The following is a 12,716-nucleotide window of genomic DNA, read 5'->3' as shown; positions in this document are numbered from 1 at the left end:
TCAGCCCTTGGGTGCGAGGATCACGTCGCCGCCGCCGACGCCCGACAGCACCTCGACGCGGCCGGCGTCGGGGCCGGGGGCGAGCTGGACGGCCACGTCCGAGGCGTGGCCCTGGCGGTCGAGCACCCGCACGTAGTCGATGCCGTAGCGGTTGGCGACGAAGCGGCTCGGGATGACGATGGCGGACCGCTCGCCGACCTTGACCATGACCCGCACGCTCTGGCCGACGCGGTCGGCGGCGAGGCCGGGGACTGCGATGTCTGCGGTGACGCGGCCGGCGGTGATCGCCGGATAGACCTGGACGATGACCCCTTCGGCCGTGGGGCCGGGCAGGTCGCGGCCGTCAAGCCGGACCCTGTCGCCCACGTGCAGGGTTCTGGCCTGGGCCTCGGGGGCTTCCAGGCGCAGCAGCGGCTCGCCGGCGGTGACGGTGACCACCGTCTGGCCGGGGCTGACCACCGCGCCGGCCGGCACGTCGGCCTTCAGCACCCGCCCGGAGGCGGGGGCCAGGATCGCGCCCTGGGCGTTGAGCTCGGCGCTCGCCGCGGCCTGGGCGCGGGCCGCCTCGAAGGATCCCAGCGCGGCCTTGTTGGAGGCCTCGGCCTGGTCGAGCCGGGCCTTCGCATAGATGCCCTTCTCGTAGAGCGTCTTGACGCGCGCGTAGTCGGCCTGGGCGCGTACCGCCTCCGCCTGGGCGGCGGCCGCCTGGGCGGCGTAGCCGCGGCTTTCCAGGTTGAGACGCTGGTCGGCCACGAGCGCCAGCACCTGGCCCTCGCGCACCTGATCGCCCTCGCGGACGTTCAGCCGCATCAGGGTGCCGCCGATGCGCGCGCGGGCCTCGCCCATGCGGCGGGTGGTGACCACCGCCGCCACCGGCTTCCAGTCGGGGATGACGGCCGGCTGCAGCGTCAGGCGCTCGCCGGTGGCCGCCGCGGCGACGACGGGCGGCGCCTCGGTCTTGCCGCCGCAGGCGGAGAGGGCAAGGCCGAGGCCGAGGGCGATCCCCGCCCCGATGATGGGCTGAAGGCGCATGGCGGCCGGTCCTGGATCAGCCGGCGTCGCGCACGGCGCCGCTGGTCGGGTCGAACACTGTGGTCGGCAGGCCCGCGGCCCGCCAGGCCATGATGCCGCCGCCCAGGTGACTGTCGACGTCGACGCCGGCCCGGCGGCACATTTCGATGGCGTTGGCCGATCGCTTGCCCGAGCCGCACTGGAGCACGACCTTCTTGGCCGCGTCGGGCAGGGGGAGGGCCTTGGGATCGAAGGTGCTGAGCGGGAAGTTCAGCGCCCCGTGGATGCGGCCCGCGGCGAACTCGGCCGGCTCGCGGACGTCGATCAGCACGATCTCGCCCTTCTTGAGCAGGGCGTCGACCTCGTGGGGCGTGAGGTCCTTGGTCTTGGTTTTTCCGAACATGGGCAGGGTTCCTGGAAAGGCTCGGCGCGACCCGGTTGCCATAACATGCATGAATGCGCATATATGAATAGAGGCGGCCGGTTCAAGCCTGTTCCGAATAGGCCCGGGGCCAGAAGACCGCTTTGACGCACCTCAAGGAGGACGCACGCGCGCCGTGCATCATGAAGCTATGACTACGCCTCACATCGTCGTGCTCGGCGCCGGTCTCGGCGGCTCCATCGCCGCCTTCGAGATCAAGGACGCCGTCGGCCAGAACGCCAGGGTCACCGTGGTGAGCCAGGGCGACACCTTCCACTTCACCCCCTCGAACCCCTGGGTGGCCGTGCGCTGGCGAAAGCGCTCGGCGATCGAGATCGACCTGCCGCCGGTGATGGCCAGGAAGGGCGTCGACTTCACCGGCGTGGGCGCCAGGCGCGTTCATCCGGCCGAGAACCGGATCGAGCTCAACGACGGCCAGAGCCTCGCCTACGACTACCTCGTGATCGCCACCGGCCCGGACCTCGCCTTCGACGAGATTCCCGGTCTCGGCCCGGCGGGCGAGACCCAGTCCATCTGTCACGTGGCGCACGCGGAGAAAACCGCCGAGGCCTTCGAGGCGCTGGTGAAGACTCCCGGCCCGATCGTGGTCGGCGCGGTGCAGGGGGCGTCCTGCTTCGGCCCGGCCTACGAGTTCGCCATGATCCTCGACACCGAGCTGCGCCGCCGCAAGGTGCGCGACCGGGTGCCGATGACCTTCGTCACCTCGGAACCCTACATCGGCCACCTCGGCCTCGACGGCGTCGGCGACACCAAGTCCATGCTCGAGAGCGAGTTCCGCGACCGCTATGTGAAGTGGATCACCAACGCCCGCGTGGTGAAGGCCGAGAACGGCGTCATGACCGTCGAAGAGGTGGCCGAGGACGGCTCGGTCAAGCAGACCCACGAGCTGCCCTTTGCCTTCTCGATGATGCTGCCCGCCTTCCGTGGCGTCGAGGCGCTGCGCGGGATCGAGGGCCTGACCAACCCGCGGGGCTTCGTCGTCGTCGACAAGAACCAGCGCAATCCGACCTATCCCAACATCTTCGGCCTTGGCGTCTGCGTCGCCATCCCGCCGGTCGGCAAGACGCCGGTGCCGGTGGGCGTGCCCAAGACCGGCTTCATGATCGAGAGCATGGTCACCGCCATCGCCGAGAACCTGAAGGCGCTGATGGAGGGCAAGCCGGCGACCGCCGAGGCCACCTGGAACGCCATCTGCCTGGCCGACTTCGGCGACGGCGGCGTGGCCTTCGTCGCCCAGCCGCAGATCCCGCCGCGCAACGTCAACTGGTCGGCCGAGGGCGGCTGGGTCCACCTCGCCAAGGTCGGCTTCGAGAAATACTTCCTCAGCAAGGTCCGCCGCGGCGAGAGCGCCCCGTTCTACGAACGCCTGGCGCTCGACATCCTCGGCCAGAAGAAGCTCAAGGGCTCTCGGAAGGAACCCGCATGACCATCGATCGCGCCGTCTTCGTCTTCGCCGGTTTCGTCGTCCTGACGGGCCTCTTGCTCGCCCACTATGTGAGCCCCTGGTGGCTGCTGCTGCCGGCGTTCGCGGGCCTCAACATGATCCAGGCCGCGTTCACCGGCATCTGCCCGGCGGCCATGGTGTTCAAGAAGCTGGGCCTGAGGCCGGGCGCCGCCTTCAACTGAACGGTGGCCTCGACCATCGCCGTCTTCGCGGCTAAGCCTCCGGTCCAGCCGGCGGCCGCGGGGACATGGCGGAACTGGTAGACGCAAGCGACTTAAAAGCGCTTCAGGCTCCTATTTTGCGTTTTAAATCAGTCACCTAGTCGAGCCCGGACGCTTACACATGTCTTACACACCTGCTCCATCGCAGCAGCTTGGGACATTTCGGCCGAAAGCCACCTCATCCTCGACGGCAAGGCGCGCCTCTATCGCCGCCAGGGCAGCCGCCACTGGCAATGCGCCGTCTTCCTCGACGGCCGCAACCATCGGGCCTCCACGCGCCAGGATCGCCTGGCGCTCGCCATCGAGGTCGGGCGCGAATGGGCGCTCGACCGCATCGCCGAGGATCGGCTCCGCAGGCGCGGCTTCGATCTCACGCCTAGCAATGCCGCTCCCGCGCGCGGCCGCCCGGCTGGCGCGCCATCCCAGGACAAGCGCTCCGATCCGGCCTCGCTTGAGAAGACGTTCCGGCAGGCTGGCGAAGCCTTCCTGGCCGAATACGAGGCGATCACCCAGGGCGAGCGGAACGCGAGCTACGTCGCCTCCAAGTCCCGCCACCTCCGGCTCCGCCTGCTGCCGTTTTTCGGCGATCGCCCGCTATCGGAGGTCACGGCGGGGCTGATCCAGGACTACCGTGTGCACCGCCTCGCGGGGCCGAAGCGTCCGGCGGGGAACACGCTCCACCAGGAGCTGGTCACCCTGCGCCAGGTGCTCAAGACGGCCAACCGCAAGGGCTGGCTGCCGTCGCTGCCGGACATGTCCGCGCCCTACAAGACGAACGGCAAGGTCTCGCACCGGGCCTGGTTCTCGCCCGAGGAATATCAGCGCCTGTACGAGGCGACCCGCGAACGGGCGCGCCATCCGAGGAACGAGCGGTGGCGTGGCGAGTGCGAGCAGTTCCACGACTACGTGGTCTTCATGATCAACACTGGCCTGCGCCCGGACGAGGCCTCCAGGCTCGAATATCGGGATGTGAAGGTGGTGATCGACGACGCCACAGGGGAGCGGATCCTGGAGATCGACGTGCGCGGCAAGCGCGGCGTCGGCTACTGCAAGAGCACGCCCGACGCCGTCGCGCCCTTTCTGCGCCTTCACAAGCGCAACGCCCCGAAGCCGACTGACATCATCTTCGGCTCCGTGCAGCGAGAGCTCCTGAACGCGATCCTCTCGGAGCTCGGCCTGAAGAAGGACCGCGAGGGCAACCCCCGCACCGCCTACAGCCTCCGTCACACCTACATCTGCATGCGCCTGATGGAGGGCGCCGACATCTACCAGGTCGCCAAGAACTGCCGCACGAGCGTGGACATGATCGAGAAGTTCTACGCCTCTCACATTAAGACGAGGCTCGACGCCTCGGCCATCAACGTCCGCAGGACGCCCAACCCGCGGAACGCACGTTCCGCGCCAGAGGCGCAGGCGAACGCCTGAGCGCCGACCAGGCGAAGGCCTAAGATCTCGCAGCACGGGCGAGGCCCTCAGCCCTTCTGGTGCCCTTTCTTGCGCAGCTGGGGTTTCGCCGCCCCGGACAGCAATGGCCAGTGGTTTGTGCCCCAAGGGCAGGTGCTGGCTCCCGAAGGGATACTACGCGCCGAGTTGGCTCAAGCGCTCCGCAGCGACTTGGATCTGAGCGCGAACCTGTTCGGACCCGCTGGTCGCAGCGAAGTCGTCGGGCAGAGCCGCGAGCGACGCCGCCACCCTATGCAGCCAAATCTGCATCGCAGTCCGCTCCGCTGGTTGCAGGTCGGTGCCCCGCGACCGGACAAACGGCTCCACCCCGTCGAGCACGCGAACTGCGTATGCGCGGTGGCTATCTTTTGAGAGCATCCCGTCTATTCGTTCTATGCCCTCGAGGATGCGCTCGATGCTCGACACGGGTGATCCTTTCGGCTCGTCCATCGCCCGCATAATCGAGATGCGAAACGCTTGCGTATCAATCTGAAAGGTCTGGAAACCGGGCAGCGCTTGCGCCGTCCGATAAGCATGGTCGATGAACTCGCCGGCCGCATCGAGCTTTGGAATGTCTGCCATAGCGATTGCGTACTGCAGCCAGAAGAGCGGTTCCCTGTTGACCCGCTGGTCATGCCGCAGGCGCTCATAGACGCTTAGGATCGGGTGATCCGGGCCAGGCCGTCCGTCCAAGGTTCTCCGCAAGCTGGAGTAGGCCATCATATTGGACATGAGGAGCCTATAGGGTCGCTCGTTCCTGCGTTCAGCGGCCGCAAGCGTGATCTCGACCACGAGGTCGGCGATCTCCTTCGGGTCCATGAAGGCGTTGATTACGAAGTTGGAGAACACCGCCGAACGCGCACGGAAACGGTCCGCGGACAGCTCAAAGATCTCATTTGCGAGATCGTGCTGAAGGCGAAGTGCGGCAAACGGGTCTGTCCCGATCACCGATCGCACGAAGCCGGCGCCCACAGATGTCTGGTGGGACGCGATCAGAAGGGTCATCCCCACCACCCGCCGGGTTGCTCTAACCTCGAACAGTGGCCGCAGCGCCAGCTCGATGCGTTCTCGAATGGTCTGACTGTTCAGTAGCTCCAGCAGGAGGTCCCTAAGGTCGATGCCGCGTCCGGCAACCGGACGAGGCAGACCGGCATTTTGGCAAAGATTTCCAAAGGCTTCGATTTCAGAACTGGAGAGTGTGTTCAGGCTGATGCGGTCAAACGGCTTGGGTAGTAGCTGGGCGAGCTCGTGATACCGGACCTCGAATGTGCCGGTCCGGATCTCGACCACGAACCTCCCATCGGGAAGCGCGGCCTTAAGCCCATCAATGGCGTCCTGAGCCGCCGCATACTGCTCGATGAAGAGGACAAGCCGCTTGGCCTCGCGCAGTGCCGCGAGTTCCTTGGCGACGTCCGGATGGCCAGGCCTAAAGCTGAGGCAAGTCCATCCACGCCGCTCCAATTCGAATGCCAGAAGATGGAGGAAGACGGTCTTGCCGTTGCCGAGACGGCCATCGATTACAACTGAGGCGTTGCGCTCGACCAAATCGGCCGCCTCGCGCACCTTTGTGCTGCGTGAGATGGCGTAGCTCTCGCCCGGCTGCGTCTGGGCTAATCGCCCGACATTCAGATCGCCATAGACGAGCAGGTCGTAGACCTCTGGCGCTGTAGCGCGGCCGCTCGCGCGCCGGTCCCGCAACGGGCTGAGCGGTCTGAAAGCGTGCAGCATGGTCAGACTCGGAGCTTCGGCTCGGGGCGCGGTCTTTAGGACGTCCGCGAAGCCATTGGTCCCGATGAAGGCAACCCGCCCGTATCTGGCCGTACGCCGCCGAAAGACTTCGTCAGGCGTCGGTCCCTGAATGAAGACGGTCCTGGTCGCGACCTCGGGGTCTTCTAAAAGTAAAGCGGCGATGTGATAGTCCGCAAGGCTGTAACCTATGATGTACAAAGCGCTTGCAAAAGCAATGTCGCGCTGGAATTGATCGTACCAAGGCGATTTAACAACATATTGGTTGACGTAGGATGCTTCACCTAAAACCAAGCTTTCGGTCACATTTTCAGCCGTGACCTTGCGGATGCTTCCATGAAGGTGAATCACTGCCCCTGGTGACAACCTTCCCGGCAGCGCTTCCGAGACGTCGAATGAATTCGGACTCGCCTTCCTGTTGAGACGATGAAGCTCGACCAAGTCGTCGTAGTTGGTGGTGTAGATGCGGCGCCAGGGCTCGTCGAGGATTGCCTCCTGTGATCCGTCCAGGCCTCTCATGCGAAATGTGCGGTATAGTTCCTCGGCCAGTTTCCCGGCGTCGTTTTCCGCGAATTCCTCGGTCAGGACCTGTAGGTCATAGGGTGTGTCGACCGGGAGCTTCAAACGCCGGAGAAAATGCCGACGAAGCTCAGCTCCATTTGGGGGATTTTCCCCGTCGAGGTTGCTGGCGCCCAGGCTGAAGCCCGAGCCGAGAAAGAGAACCGAGGATTCGGGGTCTATCGCCTCAAAACCTTCGAAATTTTTCGTCACGATTGCCCCCGCTCAACGCGCCCCCAAACAAGCATAGCAGCTTCGCCGGGGCGCCCGCAGATCCTTGATTGGACCCGCCCGGAACTGCCCTGATCCCTACTTTCGCTGGTGATGCGAGACCTCAGTGCGGAGCACGAGGATGACCAGATATCTGTAAACCGTCCGAGCTGCGGGGCGGGGGCGCCTCAGTTCGGATGAGATCGCCTAGAGATCTGCTGCCACCGACGGGACTACAGCCGTCAGCCGTGCGACTGGAGGCCTTATTTGACATGTGAGGACCCGCGAGCTCGCAATAACTTCTGAACTCAAGGCGCGTCAGCATCCCAGAAAATTGCTGTTTGGGGGGGGGTGGGTTTGCGTGAGGATGAATTTCGCCGCTTCCTAGCTGGCCGGCTGGGTGCTCGCACAATCGATAGCTACGTGTCCAATTGCAGGCGCGTGCGCAAGACGGCTGCTGTCGATCTCGACGAGTGTGATCTCAGCGAGGTCGGCCTGTCGAATCTCCGCCGAAAGCTAGAACGAGAGGGCGTCACGTCGCAGAGCGCGAGTGACTGCATCTCGGCCCTCAAGGCCTATGCCGATTTTCGCGGTAAACGCCATTCAGCTGCAGCGGGGCGGACGATGCAGGTAACTCCGGAACAGCGCCAGGCGTGGGCGGACAATACAGCTGTGCGGCCGTTCAACCGCTGGCTCGACGAACAGGTTCGCGACGACAACGGCAAATTCAGTCTGGAACGCCTCTACGCCGTGGCGGAGCGGTACGGCATCTACAAGCGCGCTGAATATGCGCAGCTCAATGCCGGGCAGCAGCGCATGAACATTGGCAACATACTACGACGTCTTGTTCCGCTGTCGGCATACGAAGAGCGCGCGCCAGCGAACAGCGTCCTTCCCGAGGCCGGGCGTTCGGTTTCGCCAGCGACCCTTCATGCCGATGAGTCTGCGGCGTTGAAGGCCGCCTCGGTGCCTGCGCTCATCAGAGAGGCAGGCGTGCGTGACCTCCTCGTCCTCTATAGCCAGATCATGGATGAACTTCGCGTGCGCAAAGTCGTAAGGACCAGCAACTCGCCGGTTGGCGACTACGGCGAGTTGCTCTTCGCGAAGGCCTTCGGTTGGCAGCTTGAAAGCAACTCAGCGGCGGGGCACGACGCTACAGATGGGCGGGGGACCCGGTATCAAATCAAGGCCCGACGCCTCAGTGCACCCAGCGGATCTCGCCAACTCAGCGCGATCCGCCGGTTGAATGACAAGACGTTCGACTATTTAGCCGCGGTTCTGTTCGACGCTAATTTCAAGGTGTCGCGGGCGGTCATCATCCCACACTCGGTTGTAGCGAGCCGGGCTCGGCGGAGGGAACATACCAATAGTTGGCTGTTTATGCTCGAAGATCGGGTGTGGCTGGTGCCCGGGGCACGCGACGTGACTGCGGAGCTAGCGGTTGCGGCGGCGGCCTTTTAGGGAGAGCCGATGCCCGAGCGCCCGCGGACGCAGGACTGTCACCACATGCATTGAGCTCCGATCCATCATTGGCATGCGAGCGCCTCCTATGGCATTCCGGCAAGCGTGCGGGCGTGGCGAAACTGGTAGACGCAACGGACTTGAACTGAAGCTCTGAGTGCGCCGGGGGAAATCCCGGACGTAGAACCGCTCAAATTCGGGGAACCCTGTCACATGGCGATCCCGAGCCAAGCCCTGGCGGCGCAGCCGTAGGGAAGGTGTAGAGACTAGACGGGCGGCGCCTAAGCCTCGGCCTCAGGCCGGGGTATGGCGAAGGGATAGTCCAGACCACGAACGCCCCCTGCGGGGGTGGCGGCGAAAGCCGAAGTGGTACGAAAATCCGTAGGGCCGAGAGGCTCGTGCCGGTTCGATCCCGGCCGCCCGCACCAGATTGCAGGAGGTGATGATGACCGCGCGTCGAGTCACTACCGCCGGGCCGTCGCGTCCCGGCTTCTACAGGGGCGTGCGCCTGCAGAAGCCGGTGAACCCGCCTACACGACCGCTGGCGGAGCTCGAGGCCGTCGTGCGCGAGGCGATCCGAAAGAACGCTGAGGCGCTTCGAACCAAGGATCGCTGAGCGCCCGCGGAAGGCTCGACCGTTCGTGCTGAGAAAGCCCATAATGGCGACGCGCTTTGTGGAGACGGTATCGATGGCGAGCTCCAAATCCCGCGGAGGGATCCTCGGAACGGTCGTTCGCACCGCGGAGGGCCTCCGCAACGCCGGCGCCGTGAGCGACGCTTCCGCCGATCGCGTCGTTCAGGCGGCTAAAGGCTCGGTGCAGCCGAAGGCCGCTCGGAAGCCTTCGAAGTCGTGAGGGCTTAGGGCTCCGCCCTCGGCGCGCTTCGGAGCGGCTTCCGCCCAGCTTCGGTCCCCTTCGCCGGGCATCACGGGGCAGAGCCTCAGGGGCCCTGCAGCCGGTTCCCCGCGAAGCCGCCCCTCCGTTTGCACACCCGGTCTCGCCGACGGGCAGGGTTGCAGGCGGGGTGCGCCAGCAACCCGCCCGAACAAATATGAGCGGCTTCATTTGCAGGATGCGGCGCTAGGCTGCGCGGATCTCTCCCTTGTCTCTGAAGAGCGGGCGCAACCGATCACGTTGCTTGGCTGCTGCCCCGATCGCGGGCAAGACTTGTCTCGGAGCGAGGGACGATAATTGAAGCGCATCTATTCCAACGGTGCATCCCGCGACTACGTCATCAAGCCGTTCGAGCGCCTCATTGCCAGGGCCTCACGGCTGCACCTGGCGGCACCCTATTTCACTGCTGCCGATACCGTCATCGCGGCTGTCGCTGCCGGAAAGTCAGTGCAGCTGCTTGTCGGCCTCAACAGCGCCACGAGCCCTTCTGCACTGGCCCAGGTCCTGCGCGCGCCGAATATCAGCATCCGCTATCTGACCCACCGCTTTCACGCCAAGATTTACCTGTTCGACGACGCAGCAATCCTCGGATCTGCGAATCTGACGGACGGTGGCCTAAGATCCAATCGCGAGGCGATCATCTGCCTGGACCAGCCCGAGGATCGCGAGGCCATCGAAGAGGTCCGAGCTCTGTTCCTCGATCTCTGGAACGATGCCAAAGTGCTCACGCCCTCCGACCTCCAGACCTTCAAGTCGGCTTGGGAGGCGACGCGACAGAAGGGCCGCAGCCCCGACGAGCTCATTGAAGAGGCGGTCGGTCGTGCCGAGCCCCGCAACGTCTCCCTCGCCAGTCAGACGAAGAGCCGCGAACGCCTGTTCCTCGATGATCTGCAGCGACAGGTCTACGAACAGTACCGGCCCGCTTTCTCTGAGGTTAGCGACCTTCTGGCCGGAAGAGGCTTCCGGCGTCCCGATCTCGCGGTCATCGGGCTGGCCAACGAGACCAACCGGTTCCTCAATTGGGTGCGGCGAACCTACGTTATCGGTGACGAAGCCTGGCGTTCAGCACCCCTGCGGCCGCCGCAGGAGCGTCAGAAGCTGATTGCAGAGCTTGGGGCCGAGTGGGCGGTCACAAGCAACAGCAAGGTGCCCGAAACGTATATCGACTGGCTAGCGACGATCGGACGAATCTTCGGGACGCGCGAGGGAATCGACGCTGCGTCGAAGGAAGACCTCACCGAGGGCTTGATGTCTCTTCATGCATTCACCGAGCAGTTGCGGTTCGTCAAAGGCGGTCTAGCCGCTCTGCCAACAGCGTTCTGGGCAGCCAACGATGAGGACGTCGAAAAGGTGCGCCGGACCCTTGCCTACCTGTTGCACGGACCGGGAGATTTCGTGCCTCGCCTGCACGATGTTCTGTACGACCCGCGGATGAAGCTGGGCCTCTTCGGGTTCTTCTGCGCTCTGGAGCTCTACGGAACGGTCAGGCCTGACGACTGTCCTCCGATGAACGGACGCATGGCCAAGGCGCTCCGGTTTCTGGGCTTCGACGTCAGAGCCGCCTGACCGCCGCCACTGCGGTAGGACGATGCCGGGTGGGCGGGGCTAGCTCCTGCCTCGGACCGGCACCCATGCGGCCTCCGATGGCTTGATCTCGGCCGAGGGGGCAGGGCCGAACGGCCCCGTCCACGCCCGCAACGGCGGCCGGCGACTTCTTTCCCCTGGCGGCTGCGCCGCCATTCCTCGCGGACCAAACAAGTCGCCGTCCGCCGTCCTCCGCTGCGCTGCGGGGCTGACGCCTGCGGGCGCGGCCGCCCCTCGGCTCCGGATCGCCATCGAGGCCGCGATGGGCGCGGCCGAAGGACGACAGGAGACTTCCCCATGGCCACCATCGGCACCTTCCACAAGCAGGCCGACGGCTCCTACAGCGGCGCGATCAAGACCCTCAGCCTCAACGTCAAGTCCGCCCAGTTCCGGGCTTCCGACAAGGACAACGACAAGGCGCCCGACTTCCGCATCTTCGCCGGCCAGACCGAGTTCGGCGCGGCCTGGAAGAAGACCTCCCGCGACAACCGCGACTACCTCTCGGTCAAGCTGGACGATCCGAGCTTCCCCGCCCCGATCTACGCCAGCCTGGTCGACGCCGACGACGGCTACAGCCTGATCTGGTCCCGCAGCCGCCCCGCCGACTAGCCGCCGCGAGCGCCCCGCCCGCGCGGGGCGCAGCTCCCCCGACAATCTTCCAATCAGTGGAGGCCGCCATGTCGCGCCCCAACGAAACCTCACGCCCCGATCTCTACGCCCGCGTCACCGACGCCATCGTCGCCGAGCTGGAACGCGGAGTCCGTCCCTGGACCCAGCCCTGGTCCGCCGAGCACCTGGCCGGCCGCATCAGCCGCCCGCTCCGGTCCAGCGGCGAGGCTTACAGCGGGATCAACATCATCCTGCTCTGGGCCGAGGCCTCCACGCGAGGCTACACCGCCCCGATCTGGATGACCTTCCGCCAGGCCCTCACGCTGGGCGCCCACGTCCGCAAAGGCGAGCGCGGCGCGCCGGTCGTCTACGCCAACCGCATCAAGCGGACCGACACCGGCGACGACGGCCACGACGTCGAGCGCGAGATCCCGTTCCTGAAGGCCTACACCGTCTTCAACGTCGAACAGATCGACGGCCTGCCGCCGCACTTCTACGCCGTCGCCGAGCCCCAGCTCGATCCACAGGCGCGCATCGCCCACGCCGACGACTTCTTCGCAGCTCTGGGCGCCGACATCCGCCACGGCGGCAACAGCGCCTATTACGCCGCTGGTCCCGATTACGTGCAGGTCCCTCCCTTCGAGACCTTCGTCGATCCGGAGGCCTACTACGCGACCCTGGCGCACGAGTGCACCCACTGGACCAAGCATCCGACGCGCCTCGATCGAGACTTCGGCCGCAAGCGCTGGGGCGATGAAGGCTATGCCCGCGAGGAGCTCGTCGCGGAGCTTGGGGCGGCATTCCTCTGCGCCGACCTCGGCCTGGAGCTCACGCCCCGCGAGGACCATGCCGCCTACATCGAGAGCTGGCTTGAGGTGCTGAAGTCCGATCGGCGGTTCATCTTCTCCGCCGCAGCCCACGCTCAGCGCGCCGCCGATTTCCTCCACGGCCGCCAACCGGTCCAGCAGGAGCACGCCGCCTGAGCGACTGGAGCGCCGCCGCGACGCGGCGGCGCTCCGCTACTTTGCCGAATCCATCTTGCCCTGCGCAGCCAGGGCGCGATTATTTATGTGGCTCGAGGGGGCGCGACCGAG

The 12,716-nt window shown here is 65.6% G+C and carries 12 protein-coding genes; 8 read left to right on the top strand and 4 right to left on the bottom strand.

The window, feature by feature from the left end:
* Complete coding sequence (locus DJ017_RS16060; protein ID WP_111529661.1) at positions 1-1,032, bottom strand: efflux RND transporter periplasmic adaptor subunit; 1,032 nt, start codon at positions 1,030-1,032, stop codon at positions 1-3.
* 16 nt (positions 1,033-1,048) lie between these two features.
* Positions 1,049-1,414 carry a rhodanese-like domain-containing protein gene (locus DJ017_RS16055; protein WP_111529660.1) on the bottom strand — a complete coding sequence of 122 codons (366 nt, stop codon included), beginning with the start codon at positions 1,412-1,414 and terminating at the stop codon, positions 1,049-1,051.
* A 169-nt stretch (positions 1,415-1,583) separates the two neighbouring features.
* Here DJ017_RS16055 and DJ017_RS16050 point away from each other — a divergent pair, with 169 nt between their 5' ends.
* Both DJ017_RS16050 and DJ017_RS16045 read left to right on the top strand, forming a co-directional pair.
* Complete coding sequence (locus tag DJ017_RS16050; protein WP_111529659.1) at positions 1,584-2,879, top strand: NAD(P)/FAD-dependent oxidoreductase; 1,296 nt, start codon at positions 1,584-1,586, stop codon at positions 2,877-2,879.
* Positions 2,876-3,079, top strand: a complete 204-nt coding sequence (locus tag DJ017_RS16045; RefSeq protein ID WP_111529658.1) for a YgaP family membrane protein — start codon at positions 2,876-2,878, stop codon at positions 3,077-3,079. The genes DJ017_RS16050 and DJ017_RS16045 overlap by 4 nt, the downstream gene beginning before the upstream one ends.
* A gap of 165 nt (positions 3,080-3,244) precedes the next feature.
* On the opposite strand, the gene DJ017_RS20865 is transcribed toward DJ017_RS16045, so the two are convergent.
* A complete protein-coding gene (locus DJ017_RS20865; protein WP_227000171.1) occupies positions 3,245-3,673 on the bottom strand; it encodes a hypothetical protein in 429 nt (142 codons plus the stop codon).
* 78 nt (positions 3,674-3,751) lie between these two features.
* On the opposite strand from DJ017_RS20865, the gene DJ017_RS20860 reads away from it, so the two are divergent.
* Positions 3,752-4,543 carry a site-specific integrase gene (locus DJ017_RS20860; RefSeq protein WP_227000170.1) on the top strand — a complete coding sequence of 264 codons (792 nt, stop codon included), beginning with the start codon at positions 3,752-3,754 and terminating at the stop codon, positions 4,541-4,543.
* Positions 4,544-4,696: 153 nt separating this feature from the next.
* Here the strand turns inward: DJ017_RS20860 and DJ017_RS16035 are convergent, their stop codons facing one another.
* Positions 4,697-7,078 (bottom strand): SIR2 family protein, encoded by a 2,382-nt coding sequence (locus DJ017_RS16035; RefSeq protein WP_133255472.1) that lies wholly within the window; start codon positions 7,076-7,078, stop codon positions 4,697-4,699.
* A 438-nt stretch (positions 7,079-7,516) separates the two neighbouring features.
* On the opposite strand from DJ017_RS16035, the gene DJ017_RS20855 reads away from it, so the two are divergent.
* The 5 genes from DJ017_RS20855 (at position 7,517) to DJ017_RS16015 (ending at position 12,605) form a co-directional block, all read left to right on the top strand.
* Positions 7,517-8,536, top strand: a complete 1,020-nt coding sequence (locus DJ017_RS20855) for a DUF6998 domain-containing protein (protein WP_227000169.1) — start codon at positions 7,517-7,519, stop codon at positions 8,534-8,536.
* Positions 8,537-8,981: 445 nt separating this feature from the next.
* The gene (locus tag DJ017_RS20470) at positions 8,982-9,152 is read left to right on the top strand and encodes a hypothetical protein (RefSeq protein ID WP_165830653.1); all 171 of its coding nucleotides are present in this window, start codon (positions 8,982-8,984) and stop codon (positions 9,150-9,152) included.
* Between the two features lie 574 nt (positions 9,153-9,726).
* Positions 9,727-10,995 carry a phospholipase D family protein gene (locus DJ017_RS16025; RefSeq protein ID WP_111529655.1) on the top strand — a complete coding sequence of 423 codons (1,269 nt, stop codon included), beginning with the start codon at positions 9,727-9,729 and terminating at the stop codon, positions 10,993-10,995.
* A gap of 315 nt (positions 10,996-11,310) precedes the next feature.
* Positions 11,311-11,622 (top strand): DUF736 domain-containing protein, encoded by a 312-nt coding sequence (locus DJ017_RS16020; RefSeq protein WP_111529654.1) that lies wholly within the window; start codon positions 11,311-11,313, stop codon positions 11,620-11,622.
* A 68-nt stretch (positions 11,623-11,690) separates the two neighbouring features.
* A complete protein-coding gene (locus tag DJ017_RS16015) occupies positions 11,691-12,605 on the top strand; it encodes an ArdC family protein (RefSeq protein ID WP_111529653.1) in 915 nt (304 codons plus the stop codon).
* The last annotated feature ends 111 nt before the right edge of the window (positions 12,606-12,716 follow it).

The organism is Phenylobacterium soli (genome assembly GCF_003254475.1).
GTDB lineage: Bacteria > Pseudomonadota > Alphaproteobacteria > Caulobacterales > Caulobacteraceae > Phenylobacterium > Phenylobacterium soli.
The sequence above is the reverse complement of the archived record's forward strand: the minus strand, read 5'-3'. Positions and strand labels throughout refer to the sequence as shown.